The organism is Azonexus sp. R2A61, assembly GCF_021401135.1.
In the GTDB taxonomy this organism is placed as follows: domain Bacteria; phylum Pseudomonadota; class Gammaproteobacteria; order Burkholderiales; family Rhodocyclaceae; genus Azonexus.
Window position 1 is genome coordinate 1 of record NZ_JACBFO010000005.1, and the last position, 16,254, is coordinate 16,254.

Here is a 16,254-nt window from a genome sequence, read left to right on the forward strand (position 1 = left end):
AAACAGCAACGCGCCAATGATAGTGAGCTTCCGCTCGCGAAAGTAGGTCACCGCCAGGCTCCCCATAACACTCGAGGCCCGTTACAAATACGTAACGGGCCTCCGTGCGTCTACTCAAAAATACTGCCCTGATCGCTCATCCGTAACTGCCCGTTTTTGCTGTAACCAAACCCGGCCGAGGCGCTGCTGTGCTAGAATCTGCGTCGGCGGGTCTCCCCGCATTGCAGGATGGTGAACCTGGTCAGGTCCGGAAGGAAGCAGCCACAGCCATTAACTGCAAGTGCCGGGGGTTAGGCTCGCCATTTTCATTTTTCGAGGTTTCGGCGCATGAGTTATCAGGTGCTTGCGCGCAAATGGCGGCCGCGCAATTTCTCGACACTTGTCGGACAAGAGCACGTCGTACGTGCTTTGACTCATGCGTTAACCGAGAAGCGCCTGCATCATGCTTATTTGTTCACCGGCACTCGTGGTGTTGGCAAGACGACTATTGCGCGCATCCTTGCCAAGTCGTTGAACTGTGAGTCGGGAATCACCGCAACTCCCTGTGGTCAGTGTTCCGCTTGCCAAGAGATTGATGCGGGGCGCTTTGTCGATCTGCTTGAGGTCGATGCGGCGACCAATACCCGTGTCGATGAGATGCGGCAGTTGCTGGAAAATGCGGTCTATGCACCGACTCGCGGGCGGTTCAAGGTCTACGTGATCGACGAAGTTCACATGCTTTCCACGTCGGCATTCAATGCAATGTTGAAAACCTTGGAAGAGCCTCCCGAGCATGTGAAGTTCATTCTTGCAACGACCGATCCGCAGAAGATTCCGGTCACGGTCTTGTCGCGCTGTCTGCAATTCAATCTGAAACAGATGCCCGCGCCAGCGATTTCCTCCCATCTCGCGGCGATTCTGCAGGCAGAAGGGATTCCTTACGATATCCCGGCGCTGTCACTGATCGCCCGTTCGGCAGCCGGCAGCATGCGCGATTCGCTCTCTCTGCTCGACCAGGCAATCGCGCATGGTGCGGGCCGGGTGGACGAGCCTCAAGTCCGCGCCATGCTGGGCAGCCTTGATCAGGATCACCTGTACGAGATACTGGAGGCATTGCAGGAAGGAAATGCCGCTGCACTGCTGGGTGTTGCTGCGGCTCTTTCGGTCAGGAGCCTGTCTTTTGGTGCCGCTCTGCAGGACTTGGCTGCCTTGCTCGTCCGTATGCAGATCGTACAGAGTGCCCCTGCTGCGGTCGACGATGAAGATCCGGAAAAAAGCCGCCTGCTTGCACTTGCTGCGGCATTTCATCCAGAGTTCATTCAATTGGCTTACCAGATCGTCACGGTTGGGCGACAGGAACTTCCGCTAGCGCCCGATGAATACGCTGGTTTTGTGATGACGCTGCTGCGCCTTCACGCCTTCCGTCCGCAAAAGGTTGGGGAACTGGTACAACTTGCCCGGATTGGGTCGCTAAAGGCGGTTTCGGCACCTCTTGCTAGTGCTCCTCCTGTTTCTTCGGGGGAAGAGGTGGCAAAGGTCGCTGCGGTTAGTCTGCCTAAGGAAGGGCTGCGGCATGAAGATTGGAGTAGCCTGATTGATCGTTTGTCAGTCAGCGGACTGGCGCGGGAACTGGCGACCAACTGCGAACTGCTGAAGCTCGATGAGGGCGCTTGCCTGCTACGTCTGGCTCCAGGCAAAGCGCATCTGCAGATGAAACCCGCCCTGGATAAATTGCACCAGGCCCTCGGAGAGTATCTGGGACGGCAGGTTCAATTGAAAATCGAGGTCGGCGAAGTTTCCGGCGATACGCCGGCGCAGATTACCGGCCGGCAGAAGCAGGCCATTCAGGCCGATGCCGAAGCGGCGATACTCGATGATGAATTTGTTCGCGAGGCACAGGATATTCTCGGTGCCTCAATCCTGGATTCTTCCATTAAACCCATTGCTTGACGGAGATTGACGATGATGAAGGGCGGTTTGGGCGGCCTGATGAAGCAGGCCCAGATGATGCAGGAAAGCATGCGCAAGGCGCAGGAGCAGTTGGCCCTGACCGAGGTTGAAGGGCAGTCGGGCGCGGGGATGGTCAAGATTACGATGACCTGCTCGCACGAGGTCCGCCGGGTGGCAATTGATCCATCTGTGCTGGACGACAAAGAGATGCTTGAAGATCTCGTGGCAGCGGCATTCAACGACGCCGTGCGTAAGGGAGAGGCGGTTTCCCAGGAAAAAATGGCCGGGTTCACGTCTGGTTTGAACTTGCCTCCCGGATTCAAGCTGCCGTTCTGAAAGTCCTGTGAATCCGTCCGGCCTCGAGGCCTTGATTCAGGCGCTGCGTTGTTTGCCCGGTATCGGGCCGAAATCCGCGCAGCGTCTGGCTTACCATCTTCTGCAGCACGACCGGAGTGGTGCGTCGCGACTGAGCGATGCCATTCAGCATGCGCTGACGGCAATCCGCCATTGTCAGCGCTGCAACACTTTTTCCGAGCTGGATGTCTGCGAACGCTGTTCTTCCGACAAGCGGGATCATTCCCTGCTCTGTGTCGTGGAGACTCCAGTCGACATGAACATGATGGAGCAGACACTTGCCTATCGGGGGCTCTACTATGTCCTGATGGGAAAGATTTCCCCTCTGGACGGTGTTGGCGCCCGACAACTCGGCCTGGAGCGTCTGCTGGCGCGCGCAATGGACGGCGCAGTCCGGGAGGTGATCCTGGCAACCAATTACACCAACGAAGGCGAGGCGACGGCGCACTACATCACGGCAATGCTGAAACCACACGGTATCGGAGTGACGCGTATTGCTCGCGGGGTGCCCGTCGGCGGGGAGTTGGAATACGTCGACAGTGGGACGTTGGCTCAGGCGCTGCGGGAAAGAAAACGATTCGAAGACTGACATCGGCTTTGAAGCGAGGTTCCCTTGAGCGTATAATTTAGTGTTTGTTTTTTCAACTCCCATCCAATTCCTTTAGGGGTCAGCGTTATGAGCAATCAAGGAAAAGTGGACTGCGGACGGCGCCGTCTGGTTGTCGCAACCGCGGCCGTGGGCGGAGTGGGTGCGTTAGGCGCGCTCGTTCCGTTCGTCTCCAGTTTGCTTCCGTCCGAACGTGCCAAAGCAGCAGGTGCACCGGTCGAAGCCGATATCAGCAAGCTCGAAGCCGGTCAGATGATGACCGTCGAGTGGCGCGGCAAGCCGGTGTGGATCATCAATCGCACCAAGGAAATGCTGGACACGCTGCCCAAGCTCAACGACGCCGTTGCCGACCCGAAGTCCGAGAAAAACCAGCAACCGGAATATGCGCGCAATGATACGCGCTCGATCAAACCGGAAATCATGGTCGTGGTCGGTATCTGTACCCACCTCGGCTGCTCGCCTTCGCAGAAGTTCAAGCACGGCTCCGAAGAAGGCATGGCAGGTGACTGGCTGGGGGGCTTCCTCTGCCCCTGCCACGGTTCGACTTTCGATTTCGCCGGTCGCGTGTTCAAGGCCAAGCCGGCTCCGACCAATCTGGAAGTTCCGCCGCACGTGTATCTGTCCGATACGCGCATCCTGATCGGCGATGACAAGAAGGGGGCATGACATGGCTGGTGGAAATTTCGAAAAGTACAAGTCCGATGGCTCCCTGGCCGGCAATCTGCTGGAATGGGTCGATGCCCGCTTCCCCGCCACTTCGATGTGGAAGGGGCACTTGTCCGAGTACTATGCACCGAAGAACTTCAACTTCTGGTATTTCTTCGGCTCGCTGGCCTTGCTGGTTCTGGTCATCCAGATCGTCACCGGCATCTTCCTGGTCATGCACTACAAGCCCGATGCTGCCCTGAACGCCAATGGCGTGCCGGTGGCCTTTGCCTCGGTCGAGTACATCATGCGCGATGTGGCGGGTGGCTGGATCATCCGTTACATGCACTCGACCGGCGCTTCTGCCTTCTTCATCGTCGTCTACCTGCACATGTTCCGCGGTCTGATTTACGGTTCCTACCGCAAGCCTCGCGAACTGACCTGGCTGTTCGGCGTCGGCATCTTCCTGGTGCTGATGGGTGAAGCCTTCTTCGGTTACTTGCTGCCTTGGGGGCAGATGTCCTACTGGGGCGCTCAGGTCATCGTCAACCTGTTCGGTGCCATTCCGGTTATCGGTAACGATCTGTCGCTCATCATCCGCGGCGATTTCGTCGTCGGCGATGCCACGCTGAACCGTTTCTTCTCTTTCCACGTGATCGCCTTCCCGCTGATCCTGCTGGGCCTGGTAGCTGCACATATCCTGGCGCTGCACGAAACCGGCTCGAACAACCCGGACGGCATTGACATCAAGGAAAAGAAGGACGAACACGGCATCCCGCTGGATGGCATTCCGTTCCATCCCTACTACACGGTCAAGGACATCGTCGGCGTTGTCGTCTTCCTGATGGCCTTCTCCGCGGTCTTGTTCTTTGCCCCGGAAGGTGGTGGCTACTTCCTGGAAACGCCGAACTTCTACCCGGCCGATCCGCTGAAGACCCCGCCGCACATTGCACCGGTCTGGTACTTCACGCCGTTCTACTCGATCCTGCGGGCCATGGTCTGGAACTTCTTCGGTCTCGATGCCAAGTTCTGGGGCGTCGTCGCCATGGGGGCTTCGGTCGTGATCTTCGCCTTCCTGCCGTGGCTGGACCGCGCGCCAGTGCGTTCGATCCGCTACCGTGGTCCGATTACCAAGGTGATGATTACCGTCTTCGTGATCTGCTTCTTCATCCTCGGCTATCTGGGCACCCAGTCGCCTTCCTACTGGGGTGAAAAGATTTCCCAGGTTTGCACGGTCTTCTACTTTGCCTTCTTCCTGGCCATGCCCTGGTGGTCCCGCATGGACAAGTTCAAGCCGGTCCCCGACCGTGTGACGATGAAGTGAGGATGGACAACATCATGAAAAAAATCCTGATTGCATTGCTTTTCGCTCCGCTCGTCGCCCTGGCCAGCGGCGGCAACGTCCACCTCGACACCTGGCCGGGCTCGGTGAAGGACAAGCCGGCCCTGCAAAACGGTGCCAAACTGTTCGTGAACTACTGCATGAACTGTCATGGTGCGTCGTATGTCCGCTACAAGAATCTGCTCGATCTCGGTCTGACCGAGCAGCAGGTCAAGGACAACCTGATGTTCACCTCCGACAAGATCGGCGACCTGATGGGTATCGCCGCCCGTGCCGACGAGCAGAAGAAGTGGTTCGGTGCTACGCCGCCGGATCTGAGCATCATCGTTCGTGCCCGTGGCGAAGCGGGTGCGCCGGGTGCCGGTGCCGACTGGCTCTACACCTATTTGCGTTCTTTCTACCGCGATGACAAGCGTCCGACCGGCTGGAACAACGTGGTGTTCGAAAATGTCGGCATGCCGCACATCCTGTGGGAACTTCAGGGCACGCAAGTACTCAATCACGAGACGCACAAGCTGGAGCTGGAAGTCCCGGGCAAGCTGTCGCCGGCCGAGTACGACAAGGCAGTTTCCGACCTGGTTGGCTTCATGGTCTGGATGGCCGAGCCGCAACAGGAGTTCCGCCGCACGCTGGGCTTCTTCGTGCTGGCCTTCCTGGCTGTCCTGTTCGTGGTCGCCTATGCCTTGAAAAAGGAATACTGGAAAGACATTCACTGATCCCTGAGGATCGGTTGCCGGCATCGCGGGTTTGGCTTCGGCCGGCCCCCGGTGCCGAATCTCATTTTGAGGGTTGCTAAACATGATGAACCTCTACTCGGGCACGACCTGCCCCTTCAGCCACCGTTGCCGTATCGTCCTGTACGAGAAGGGCATGGATTTTCAGGTGATCGACGTCGACCTGTTCTCCAAGGCCGACGAAATGGCTGCCGTCAATCCGCACGGCCGGGTGCCGGTGCTGGCCGAGCGCGATCTGGTGCTGTTCGAACCGAACATCATCAACGAGTATATCGACGAGCGCTTCCCGCATCCGCAGCTGATGCCGGCTGATCCGATCATGCGTGCGCGTGCCCGTCAGCTGCTGATCGGCATGGAGCGCGAAATCTTCGCGCACATGGAAATTCTGGAAAAGAATGGCAAGACCGCCGACAAGGCGCGTCAGGAAATCAAGGCGCGCCTGACCGAGATCGTGCCGATCTTCAACAAGCAGAAGTTCATGCTTGGCGATGAGTTTTCCATGCTCGACGTGGCCATCGCGCCGCTGCTGTGGCGTCTCGACCACTATGGCATTGATCTTGGCAAGGCGGCGGCGCCGCTGATGAAGTACGCCGAGCGCATCTTCAGCCGTCAGGGTTTCATCGACGCGTTGACCCCGTCAGAAAAGGCAATGCGCAAGTAAGCGATGGAGCAACTGCCCTCGACCAAGCCGTATCTGCTGCGCGCCCTGTGGGAGTGGTGTTGCGATAACGGCTATACCCCCTACATCGCCGTCCAGGTCGATGCCCGTACGCTGGTGCCGCGGGAGTTCGTCAAGGATGGCCAGATCGTCCTCAACGTCGGTCCGGATGCCACCAACAAGTTGCAGATGGGCAACGAACTGATCGAATTCCAGGCGCGTTTCGGCGGCGTGGCCCGACAGTTGTCGGTGCCGATCACGCGCGTGTCGGCGATCTATGCCCGCGAAAACGGCGCAGGCATGGCGTTCGAGATCGAGGAAGACGAAGGCGGCGTGGGCGATGCCGAGGAAGTGCCGGCGGTCGACGACAAGGGGCCGGATGAGCCTCCGCCGCGCCCCGAAGGCGGTCGTCCGAAACTGCAGCGCATCAAATAGGGACGCTGCCTGCGGTCTACGCACCAAAAAAGGGAAATTTGCCAGGCGAATTTCCCTTTTTTCTTGGTAAAGCCATGATTCTCCACGTTGGCATAGCTGTTGCTGAATGCCGTCCGGAAGGAAAATCATGGACCGTGAAGTCAAATCCACCTGTTGCTATTGCGGCGTCGGCTGCGGCGTACTGATCCGTACCGACGGCGAAAAGATTCTTGGCGTCCGCGGCGATCCGGCGCACCCTGCCAACGGCGGTCGCTTGTGTACCAAGGGAGCCTCGCTGGATCAAACGCTGGTCGGCGAGCAACGTCTGCGCTACCCGGCCTGGCGGCGCGACAGGAATGCCCCGGCAGAGCGGATCGATTGGTCCCGGGCACTCGACATGGCGGCCGAACGCTTTGCCGAGATCATTCGGCGGCACGGTCCGGATGCGGTCGCCTTCTACATTTCCGGCCAGTTGATGACCGAGGACTACTACGTATTCAACAAGCTGGCCAAGGGGCTGGTCGGCACCAATAACGTCGATACCAATTCGCGTCTGTGTATGTCGTCGGCGGTCGCCGGTTACAAGCGTACGTTGGGTGCCGATGCGCCGCCGTGCACCTACCGCGACATCGCCCTGGCGGGCAGCCTGTTGATTGCCGGGGCCAATCCGGCGGTCGCCCATCCCATCGTCTTTCGTCAGATCGAAGATGCCCGGGCGGCGAATCCAGAGATGAAAATCGTCGTCGTCGACCCACGGCGCAGCGAAACGGCGGCGATCGCCGACTTGCACTTGGCCATCCGGCCGGGCAGCGACGTGGCGCTGTTCAACGCAATGCTGCACGTGCTGCTGGCCGAAAACCAGGTTGATCGGGCGTATGTTGCCCGCCACACCGAGGGCTTCGACGCGCTCGAACGAATCGTCGCCGCCTATCCGCCGGCCGTCGCCGCCGAGCTGTGCGGTGTGCCGGTCGGCGATATCGTCCAGGCGGCACGCTGGTTCGCCGATAGCGGGCCGGCCCTGTCGCTCTACTGCCAAGGGCTGAATCAGTCCGTGCATGGGACCGACAACAACGTCGCGTTGATCCATCTGCATCTGGCCACCGGCCAGATCGGCAAGCCCGGCGCCGGGCCCTTTTCCCTGACCGGCCAGCCGAATGCCATGGGCGGTCGCGAAGTCGGCGGACTGGCCAACCTGCTGTCGGCGCACCGCGATCTGGCCGATCCCGTGCATCGTGCGGAAGTTGCCCAGCTGTGGGGCGTTCCGGAAGTGCCGGCGAAACCGGGCAAGGCTGCGGTCGACCTGTTCCAGGCGCTGAAAACCGGCGAGATCAAGGCCGTCTGGATCGCCTGCACGAATCCCGCACATTCGCTGCCTAACCAAAGGCTGGTGCGTGAAGCGCTGGCTGCGGCCGAATTCGTCGTCGTCCAGGAGGCTTTTGCCGACACCGACACCGCGGCCTTTGCCGATCTGCTGCTGCCGGCCACCGCCTGGAGCGAGAAGCAGGGGACGGTGACCAACTCCGAGCGCTGCATCACCCGTGTCTTTCCGGCGCTGGCGCCGTCCGGCGAGGCGCGGGACGACTGGCGCATCGCCGTCGATTTCGCGCATCGACTGGGGCGCGCCCTGGGGCACGAGGATGCGGAAAAACGCTTTCCCTACACGTCGACCGCAGAAATTTTCGATGAACATCGGGCGACCACCATCGGCCGCGATCTCGACATCGGCGGGCTCGACTACGCCATTCTGGAAAGCCGGGGGCCGCAGCAATGGCCGTTTCCGGCGGGCGCCAGCCACGGCGCCGAACGCTTGTACGAAGACGGGCGTTTCCCGACGGCCGACGGCCGCGCCCGCTTCGTGCCGGTCGAGTTCCGGCCGACGGCCGACAGTCTTGCGGTCGACCGTCCGCTCAGCCTGATTTCCGGCCGCATGCGCGATCACTGGCACGGCATGACGCGGACCGGGCTGGTGCCGCGCCTGTTCAACCTGGAAGACGAACCCCTGCTCGGCATGCACGCCGACGACATGCACGAGCGTGGTTTGCGCGACGGTGACATCGCCCGGGTTTCCGGCCTGCGCGGCGCGTTTGCCGTGCGTGTCGCCGAGGATGCCGCATTGCGCCAGGGCTGCCTGTGGACGCCGATGCACTGGGGCAGCCGCTTCATGAATTCGCCGGGCGCCAATGCGGTGGTTTCGGATGCCGTCGATCCCTACTCGATGCAGCCGGAACTCAAGCACGCCGCGGTACAGGTCGAACGGCTGGCGCTCGACTGGCCGCTGGCGCTGATCCGGCGCTGTGCCGACCGCGACGAGGCGCTGGCCTTGCTGGCGGCGGTACGTCGCCAGCTGGACGATTTTCCCTATGCGACGGTCGGCTTGTACGGTCGACGCAACGCGCTGGTCGTTTTCCGCGCGGCGCTTGCCGAGGCGCCGAACGCTGAAACCCTGGCTGCGCTGGATGCGCTGTTCGGCCTGAGCGGCGAGCGAGGGGCGATCGCCTTTGTCGATAATGCGCGGCGGATCGCCAAAAAGGCGATGACGGTCGACGGTCGTCTCGAAGCCGTCCGGCTGTCGGGCGAAACGGCGGCTCTGGACTGGCTGCGCGGAGCGATGGCCGAAGATGAACTCGACGCGGCCCTGTTGCGCTATGCCCTGGCCCCGAGCCGTCGGGCTCCGATGGCCGCCGTCGCACGCCACATCGTCTGCAAGTGCGCCGACGTTAGCGACGTGCAGATTCGCGACGCACTGGCCGGCGGCGCCGATCTGGCGGCGCTGCAGGACGGCTTGAAATGCGGTACCTTCTGCGGCGGCTGCCTGCCGGAAATCCGGCGGCTGGCGGCCGCATGCAATGCACAACAACCCGCGGCCGCGTAGTCGCGAGGGGAGGAGCCTGTGAGTTACGCCAACTACATCAAGGAGATCGGCCGCGGAGCCCAGGGGGCTCGCGATCTCAGCCTGCAGGATGCCCGCCAGCTCTACGGAGCGATGCTCGACGGCGGCGTTCCCGATCTCGAACTGGGCGCGATCATCCTTGGCCTGCGCGTCAAAGGCGAGTCGCTGGACGAGATGCTGGGTTTCCTGGAAGCCATCGACGAACGCACGCATCATCTCGACATGCCGCACGGCCGTGTCCGGCCGGTGATCCTGCCGACCTACAACGGCGCTCGCAAGGAAGCCAACCTGACGCCACTGCTGGCCCTGCTGCTGCAGCGTTTCGGTGTACCGGTGCTGATCCACGGCCTGCTCGAAGGCTACGGCCGAGTGACCACCGGCCTGATCTTCCGCGAACTCGGCATCATGCCGCTGACCACGGTGACCCAGGCGCAGCTCGCGCTCGAACAGAAAGGCCTGGCCTTCGTGCCGCTGACCGCGCTGTGCCCGGGCATTCACAACCTGCTGTCGCTGCGCAGCCGGCTCGGCCTGCGCAACAGTGCGCACAGCCTGGTCAAGCTGCTCAACCCGTTCCGCGGCGATGCGGTGATGGTGGCGCCCGCCACGCATCCCGATTTCCTCGACCTGATGCGCAACATCCTGCTCGCCCGGGGGCAGCGCGGCCTGCTGCTGCGCGGTACGGAGGGCGAACCTTATGCCAATCCGAAACGTCGGCCGCGGCTCGAATACCTGCGCGACGGGCAGAGCGAAACCCTGTTCGAGGCCGAACACGAAAGCCTGCGCACCTTGCCTAACTTGCCGGAGGCGACCGATGCGCTGTCCACGGCAAACTGGATCCGCCGTGTGCTCGACAAGCAGGTGCCGTTGCCCAAGCCGATCGCCAACCAGCTGGCCTGCCTGCTGCACGCCAGCGGCTATGCCGAGGATGTCAATCAGGCCAAGGCCATCGTGGCCGTCGAGGCGACCGGTCTGCTGGTCGGCGGCAACTGAGGGCGGCGCCGCACCGTTCCGGCGAACGATGCACGGGATTGGTGCGGCAGTTTTGCGGTCGACGCCGGAAAATCGATAAAAATCAATGTGGTGCATCGGTGGCACGCCGATTGCAACAGGATTGCCAGCAACAGCGATTCGACCGTCAACGGGGACGGTCCGATGGCAAAGACGTCATGCGCTGAAACAGATTGCACCGCGAGGTGCGCGCAACGTCTTGGAGCCATTCGCATGAGCACTATCCCCGTTCCCCCCGCTGTCAAACCTCGTCTGGTCCTGATCGGCAACGGCATGGCCGGTGTCCGTACCGTCGAGGAACTGCTGAAAATCGCGCCGGATCGTTACGACATCACGATCTTCGGCGCCGAGCCGCATCCCAACTACAACCGCATCCTGCTGTCGCCGGTGCTGGCCGGCGAGATGACGGTTTCCGACATCATCCTCAACGAATACGACTGGTACCGGCAGCACGGCATCACGCTGCACACCGGCAAGCAGGTCGTGAAGATCGACCGCGTCGCCCGCAAGGTGGTCGCCGATGACGGCAGCGAAGTCCCCTACGACCGCCTGCTGATCGCCACCGGCTCGACGCCCTTCATGCTGCCGATTCCCGGCAACGACCTGCCCGGCGTGATCGGTTACCGTGACATCAAGGACACCGACGAGATGATCGCCGCCGCCACGCAACACAAGCACGCGGTGGTGATCGGTGGTGGCCTGCTCGGGCTGGAAGCGGCCAACGGCCTGAAACTGCGTGGCATGGACGTGACCGTCGTGCATATCGGCCCGTGGTTGCTGGAGCGCCAGCTCGACGAGACGGCCGGCCGCATGCTGCAGCAGTCGCTCGAAGCCAAGGGCCTGAAATTCCTGCTGCAGAAGCAGACCGAAGCGCTGATCCAGGGCGAGCGCGGTCGGGTCGCCGCGGTGCGTTTCAAGGACGGCATGCAGATTCCGGCCGACCTCGTGGTGATGGCCGCCGGTATCCGCCCGAACTACGCGCTGGCCGAGCAGTCCGGCATCTACTGCAACCGCGGCATCGTGGTTAACGACACGATGCAGACCTACGACCCGAAGATCTACGCGGTCGGCGAATGCGTCAGCCATCGCGGCATCGCCTACGGCCTGGTGGCGCCGCTGTTCGAGCAGGCCAAGGTCGCCGCCAATCACCTGGCCGGCTACGGCATCGGCCGCTACACCGGTTCGGTGACCTCGACCAAGTTGAAGGTGACCGGCATCGACCTGTTTTCGGCCGGCGACTTCATGGGCGGCGAGGGGACCGACGACATCGTGCTCAACGACCCGGCCGGCGGCGTCTACAAGCGGCTGGTACTGCGTCAGGACAAACTGGTCGGCGCCGTGCTCTACGGCGACACCAGCGAAGGACCGTGGTATTTCCAGCTGATCAAGGACGAGCGCGACATCCACGACATCCGGGATCAACTGATTTTTGGGCAGTCCCTGGTTGGTGATGCGGGCCACCAGGGCGAAAGCCGCGCCGCATCGATGCCGGACGAAGCCGAGGTCTGCGGTTGCAATGGCGTGTGCAAGGGCACCATCGTCAAGGCAATCAAGGAACAGGGGCTGTTCTCGCTCGACGAGGTCAAGAAACACACCAAGGCGGCGTCTTCCTGCGGCTCATGTTCGGGGCTGGTCGAGCAGATCCTTGCTTCGACCATCGGCGGCGCCTACACGCCGGCCGCGTCCGACAAGAAGCCGATCTGCACCTGTAGTGAGCACTCGCATCAGGCCGTCCGCGCGGCGATCCGCGAGCGTCGGCTGACGACCAAGGAAGCGGTTTTTGCCGAACTGGGCTGGTCGACCGCAAATGGCTGCGAAAAATGCCGGCCGGCGATCAACTACTACCTGATCTCGACCTGGCCGCACGAAGCCAAGGACGATCCGCAGTCGCGGCTGATCAACGAACGCTCGCACGCCAACATTCAGAAGGACGGCACCTACTCGGTGGTGCCGCGCATGTGGGGCGGTCTGACGACGCCGAACGAACTGCGCGCCATCGCCGACGTCGCCGAGAAGTACCAGGTGCCGACGGTCAAGGTCACCGGCGGCCAGCGCATCGACCTGCTGGGCATCAAGAAGGAGGACCTGCCCGGCGTCTGGGCCGACCTCAACGCCGCCGGCATGGTCTCCGGTCACGCCTACGGCAAGTCCATCCGCACGGTGAAGACCTGCGTCGGCGCCGAGCATTGCCGCTTCGGCACGCAGCTGGCGATGGACATGGGCGTCAAGCTGGAGAAGATGCTGTTCGACATGTACGCGCCGCACAAGGTCAAATTGGCCGTCTCCGGCTGCCCGCGCAACTGCGCCGAGGCTGGCATCAAGGATGTCGGCGTGATCGGCGTCGATTCCGGCTACGAGCTCTATGTTGGCGGCAACGGCGGTATCAAGACCGAGGTCGCGCAGTTCCTTTGCAAGGTCAAGTCCGACGAGGAGGTCATGGAATACGCCGGCGCCTTCCTGCAGCTTTACCGCGAGGAAGGCTGGTATCTCGAACGCACCTGCCACTGGCTCGAACGGGTCGGCCTCGACTACGTCAAGGGGCAGGTGGTCGATGATGACGAGAAGCGCAAGGCCTTGCACGGTCGACTGCTCGATTCGCTGAAAAATGCCCGCGACCCGTGGCAGACCAGCCGCGAGGGCGAAGCGAAGAAGCAGTTCATCCCGATCGCGGTCGACGCGTGAAAACCCGGAAAAACGAGGAAACCGACATGAGCCATTGGACATTGATCTGCAAGCTGGACGACATTCCCCCGCTGGGTTCGCGCATCGTCCGCCCGGAAAAGGGCGGCGACATCGCTATCTTCCGCACCGCCGACGACGAGGTATTTGCGCTGCACGACAAATGTCCGCACAAGGGCGGGCCGTTGTCGCAGGGCTTGGTGCATGGCAAGCGCGTGGCCTGTCCGCTGCATGGCTGGAACATCGAACTGGACAGCGGCCAAGTGGTGGCGCCGGATGTCGGCCACTGCGAGCGCTTCTCGGTGAAGGTCGAACAGGGCGACGTCTGGCTGGCCTGTTGACCGGAAAATTCCACGGAATGGCGGCGCACGATTTGTCGCGGCGGCTGTCAATACGCCTTTCGGCGGACAGCCGCTGCCGCCGCTTTCCGCTACAGTTGCCATCATGACCACTGCCATCATCCTGTTCGCCCACGGCGCCCGCGATCCCGAATGGGCGGCGCCGATCCGCCGTATCCAGTCCGCCATCCGCGAGCGCGCACCGGCGCTTGCCGTCGACCTGGCCTTTCTCGAATTCATGACACCGGACCTGCGCGCCTGCGCCGCCGGGCTGATCGCCGGCGGTGCGCGCCGCATCGTGGTGCAGCCGATGTTCATCGCCCAGGGCGGCCACCTGAAAAAGGAATTGCCGGCGCTGGTCGAAAGCTTGCGGTCGACCTGGCCGGATGTCGAATTCCTGCTCGATCGCGCGATCGGCGAGGACGATGGCGTGATTGCCGCGATGGCCGAGGCGGCACTCTGCCGGACTGGCGCAACGCTTGCTTGAAAATCGGCATGTTGCGCGTTCTGGTCATCGATGAGTCCCGCAGCCGGGCTGCCGAAATCTGCTCGGGGCTGGCGCTCGCCGGTTACCAGGTCGCGGCGATCCTGGCCGACTCGGCCAATCTCAGCGGTGAAGTCGAGAAGCTGCAGCCGGACGTCATCCTGATCGATACCGAAAGTCCCAGCCGCGATACGCTGGAGAATCTCGCCGTGCTCAACCAGGCCATGCCGCGGCCGGTCGTCATCTTTACCCAGGAGGACGGCCAGGACTCGATCCGCGACGCGCTCAAGGCCGGCGTATCGGCCTATATCGTCGATGGGCTGGACCCGAAGCGGATCAAGCCCATCGTCGATGTCGCCCGGGCCCGTTTCGAGGACACGCTGGCGCTGCGCCGCGAGCTCGCGGAAATCTCGCGCAAGCTGTCCGACCGCAAGTTGGTCGACAAGGCCAAGGGCATCCTGATGAAGGCGCGCGGCCTGGACGAAGAGGCCGCCTACCACGCGATGCGCAAGCTGGCGATGGAGCGCGGCCAGAACATGGCCCGGGTGGCGCGCGACGTCATCGACATGGCCCGGGTCCTGCTCTGAGCTGACGCGCGTTCCCGTTCCTTGTGCGGAAGCACCGCCTGTTGCACTGCAACAGTGCGCCTCGAGGCCTGCGGTCGACGCGGGAAAATCCCGAAAATCCGAGAAAACCCTTGTGAATCAGCCGGCTGGGCCGGCCGGTCGAAAGCTGGCACGGGCGTTGCGTTAATCCTTGCATCGCACGGTCAAAGGCGGCCGGGCACAAAACCGGGTGTTCCGGTTTATCAGGACAATGGCGTCCATCCTCGCTGCCCCGTGCGGCCTGGATGTGACGCCTTTTTTGTTTTCTCGCCATCTGGAGTAGTCGCAATGGAAGATAAGAAACCGGCTGTCGCAGCCCCTGAAGCATCTCCGGTCTCGACCAAGCGTCGCGATTTCGTCACCGCCGCCCTGGGAGCATCCCTCATGTCCATGGTTCCCCCCGGCGTCCGTAGTGCAGCCTGGGCTGCCGGTTCGGACGCCCCCGAAAAGAAGGAAGTCCGCATCGGCTTCATTCCGCTGACCGATTGCGCCTCCGTCGTCATGGCGGCGGTCAACAAGTTCGACGAGAAGTACGGCATCAAGATCGTCCCGACCAAGGAAGCCTCCTGGGCCGGTGTCCGCGACAAGCTGGTCAATGGCGAGCTGGACATGGCGCACGTGCTCTACGGCCTGATCTACGGCGTGCACATGGGCATCGGCGGGCCGAAGAAGGACATGGCCAACCTGATGACGATCAACAACAACGGCCAGGGCCTGACCTTGTCAAAGGCGCTGGCCGACAAGGGGGCGACCGACCTCAACGGGCTGGTCGCACTGATGAAGAAGGAGCCGCGCGAATACACCTTCGCCCAGACCTTCCCGACCGGCACGCATGCGATGTGGCTCTACTACTGGCTCGCTTCGGCCGGGGTCAACCCGCTCAAGGACGTCAAATCCATCGTCGTGCCGCCGCCGCAGATGGTCGCCAACATGCGCGTCGGCAACATGGACGGCTTTTCCGTCGGCGAACCCTGGAACCATCGCGCGATCATGGACGGCATCGGCATTTCGGCGGCGACCTCGCAGGATGTCTGGAAGGATCATCCGGAAAAGATCCTCGGCTGTACCGCCGAATTCGTCCAGAAGAACCCGAACACCTGCCGCGCGGTGATCATGGCGGTGCTTGAGGCCAGCCACTGGATCGACGCCAGCATCAGCAACAAGATGAAGATGGCCGAGGTCATCGCCCAGAAGGCTTACGTCAATACCAGCGTCGATGCCATCAACCAGCGCATCCTCGGCCGCTACCAGAACGGCCTGGGCAAGACCTGGGACGATCCGAACCACATGAAGTTCTTCAACGACGGTGCGGTGAACTATCCCTACCTCTCCGACGGCATGTGGTTCCTCACCCAGCACAAGCGCTGGGGCCTGCTCAAGGATCACCCGGACTACCTCGGCGTCGCCAAGAAGATCAACCAGACCGAGCTTTACGCGCAGGCGGCGGCGAAGCTGGGTGTCAGCGTGCCGAAGAGTCCGCTGCGGACGTCCAAACTGATCGACGGCGTCGTCTGGGACGGCAGCAACCCGGCCAAGTACGCCGACGGTTTCAAGGTCAAGGTCTGAG

Annotated in this window: 15 protein-coding genes and 1 other RNA gene; all 16 read left to right on the plus strand. The window is 62.2% G+C overall.

All coding sequences use genetic code 11. From position 1 onward, the window contains the following. The first annotated feature begins 205 nt into the window (after positions 1 to 205). The 16 genes from ffs (at position 206) to L0962_RS15475 (ending at position 16,253) form a co-directional block, all read left to right on the plus strand. An RNA gene (gene ffs, locus L0962_RS15400) (signal recognition particle sRNA small type) lies at positions 206 to 304 on the plus strand. A gap of 23 nt (positions 305 to 327) precedes the next feature. Beyond that, positions 328 to 1,929 (plus strand): DNA polymerase III subunit gamma/tau, encoded by a 1,602-nt coding sequence (gene dnaX / locus L0962_RS15405; RefSeq protein ID WP_234087359.1) that lies wholly within the window; start codon positions 328 to 330, stop codon positions 1,927 to 1,929. A gap of 12 nt (positions 1,930 to 1,941) precedes the next feature. After that, on the plus strand, positions 1,942 to 2,265 hold the full coding sequence (locus tag L0962_RS15410; RefSeq protein WP_234087360.1) for a YbaB/EbfC family nucleoid-associated protein: 324 nt from the start codon (positions 1,942 to 1,944) through the stop codon (positions 2,263 to 2,265). 7 nt (positions 2,266 to 2,272) lie between these two features. After that, the gene (recR, locus tag L0962_RS15415) at positions 2,273 to 2,872 is read left to right on the plus strand and encodes a recombination mediator RecR (RefSeq protein WP_234087361.1); all 600 of its coding nucleotides are present in this window, start codon (positions 2,273 to 2,275) and stop codon (positions 2,870 to 2,872) included. Between the two features lie 87 nt (positions 2,873 to 2,959). Next, on the plus strand, positions 2,960 to 3,556 hold the full coding sequence (gene petA / locus L0962_RS15420) for a ubiquinol-cytochrome c reductase iron-sulfur subunit (protein ID WP_234087362.1): 597 nt from the start codon (positions 2,960 to 2,962) through the stop codon (positions 3,554 to 3,556). Between the two features lies 1 nt (position 3,557). Next, positions 3,558 to 4,859, plus strand: coding sequence for a cytochrome b N-terminal domain-containing protein (locus tag L0962_RS15425; RefSeq protein ID WP_234087363.1), 1,302 nt, complete (start codon positions 3,558 to 3,560; stop codon positions 4,857 to 4,859). A 14-nt stretch (positions 4,860 to 4,873) separates the two neighbouring features. Then, complete coding sequence (locus tag L0962_RS15430; RefSeq protein ID WP_234087364.1) at positions 4,874 to 5,593, plus strand: cytochrome c1; 720 nt, start codon at positions 4,874 to 4,876, stop codon at positions 5,591 to 5,593. Positions 5,594 to 5,675: 82 nt separating this feature from the next. Further along, positions 5,676 to 6,272, plus strand: a complete 597-nt coding sequence (locus L0962_RS15435; RefSeq protein ID WP_234087365.1) for a glutathione S-transferase N-terminal domain-containing protein — start codon at positions 5,676 to 5,678, stop codon at positions 6,270 to 6,272. A 3-nt stretch (positions 6,273 to 6,275) separates the two neighbouring features. Then, positions 6,276 to 6,704 (plus strand): ClpXP protease specificity-enhancing factor, encoded by a 429-nt coding sequence (locus L0962_RS15440; protein WP_234087366.1) that lies wholly within the window; start codon positions 6,276 to 6,278, stop codon positions 6,702 to 6,704. A gap of 127 nt (positions 6,705 to 6,831) precedes the next feature. Next, complete coding sequence (locus L0962_RS15445; RefSeq protein WP_234087367.1) at positions 6,832 to 9,555, plus strand: nitrate reductase; 2,724 nt, start codon at positions 6,832 to 6,834, stop codon at positions 9,553 to 9,555. 18 nt (positions 9,556 to 9,573) lie between these two features. After that, positions 9,574 to 10,563: a DNA-binding protein YbiB gene (gene ybiB, locus L0962_RS15450; RefSeq protein WP_234087368.1), complete on the plus strand. Its 990-nt coding sequence runs from the start codon at positions 9,574 to 9,576 to the stop codon at positions 10,561 to 10,563. Positions 10,564 to 10,794: 231 nt separating this feature from the next. Further along, the gene (gene nirB / locus L0962_RS15455; RefSeq protein WP_234087369.1) at positions 10,795 to 13,263 is read left to right on the plus strand and encodes a nitrite reductase large subunit NirB; all 2,469 of its coding nucleotides are present in this window, start codon (positions 10,795 to 10,797) and stop codon (positions 13,261 to 13,263) included. A gap of 26 nt (positions 13,264 to 13,289) precedes the next feature. Further along, positions 13,290 to 13,601, plus strand: a complete 312-nt coding sequence (gene nirD / locus L0962_RS15460) for a nitrite reductase small subunit NirD (RefSeq protein WP_234087370.1) — start codon at positions 13,290 to 13,292, stop codon at positions 13,599 to 13,601. A 103-nt stretch (positions 13,602 to 13,704) separates the two neighbouring features. Further along, positions 13,705 to 14,085, plus strand: coding sequence for a sirohydrochlorin chelatase (locus L0962_RS15465; RefSeq protein WP_234087371.1), 381 nt, complete (start codon positions 13,705 to 13,707; stop codon positions 14,083 to 14,085). Positions 14,086 to 14,093: 8 nt separating this feature from the next. Beyond that, a complete protein-coding gene (locus L0962_RS15470; RefSeq protein ID WP_234087372.1) occupies positions 14,094 to 14,669 on the plus strand; it encodes an ANTAR domain-containing response regulator in 576 nt (191 codons plus the stop codon). A gap of 402 nt (positions 14,670 to 15,071) precedes the next feature. Next, positions 15,072 to 16,253 carry a CmpA/NrtA family ABC transporter substrate-binding protein gene (locus tag L0962_RS15475; RefSeq protein ID WP_234087373.1) on the plus strand — a complete coding sequence of 394 codons (1,182 nt, stop codon included), beginning with the start codon at positions 15,072 to 15,074 and terminating at the stop codon, positions 16,251 to 16,253. The last annotated feature ends 1 nt before the right edge of the window (position 16,254 follow it).

Bases quoted from the DNA above. Each gene is read 5' to 3' on its own strand.
- nirD (WP_234087370.1), top strand. From the start codon at position 13,290: ATGAGCCATTGGACATTGATCTGCAAGCTGGACGACATTCCCCCGCTG.
- L0962_RS15410 (WP_234087360.1), top strand. From the start codon at position 1,942: ATGATGAAGGGCGGTTTGGGCGGCCTGATGAAGCAGGCCCAGATGATG.
- L0962_RS15430 (WP_234087364.1), top strand. From the start codon at position 4,874: ATGAAAAAAATCCTGATTGCATTGCTTTTCGCTCCGCTCGTCGCCCTG.
- L0962_RS15475 (WP_234087373.1), top strand. From the start codon at position 15,072: ATGTCCATGGTTCCCCCCGGCGTCCGTAGTGCAGCCTGGGCTGCCGGT.
- dnaX (WP_234087359.1), top strand. From the start codon at position 328: ATGAGTTATCAGGTGCTTGCGCGCAAATGGCGGCCGCGCAATTTCTCG.
- nirB (WP_234087369.1), top strand. From the start codon at position 10,795: ATGAGCACTATCCCCGTTCCCCCCGCTGTCAAACCTCGTCTGGTCCTG.
- L0962_RS15470 (WP_234087372.1), top strand. From the start codon at position 14,094: ATGTTGCGCGTTCTGGTCATCGATGAGTCCCGCAGCCGGGCTGCCGAA.
- L0962_RS15425 (WP_234087363.1), top strand. From the start codon at position 3,558: ATGGCTGGTGGAAATTTCGAAAAGTACAAGTCCGATGGCTCCCTGGCC.
- L0962_RS15465 (WP_234087371.1), top strand. From the start codon at position 13,705: ATGACCACTGCCATCATCCTGTTCGCCCACGGCGCCCGCGATCCCGAA.
- L0962_RS15440 (WP_234087366.1), top strand. From the start codon at position 6,276: ATGGAGCAACTGCCCTCGACCAAGCCGTATCTGCTGCGCGCCCTGTGG.
- petA (WP_234087362.1), top strand. From the start codon at position 2,960: ATGAGCAATCAAGGAAAAGTGGACTGCGGACGGCGCCGTCTGGTTGTC.
- L0962_RS15435 (WP_234087365.1), top strand. From the start codon at position 5,676: ATGATGAACCTCTACTCGGGCACGACCTGCCCCTTCAGCCACCGTTGC.
- L0962_RS15445 (WP_234087367.1), top strand. From the start codon at position 6,832: ATGGACCGTGAAGTCAAATCCACCTGTTGCTATTGCGGCGTCGGCTGC.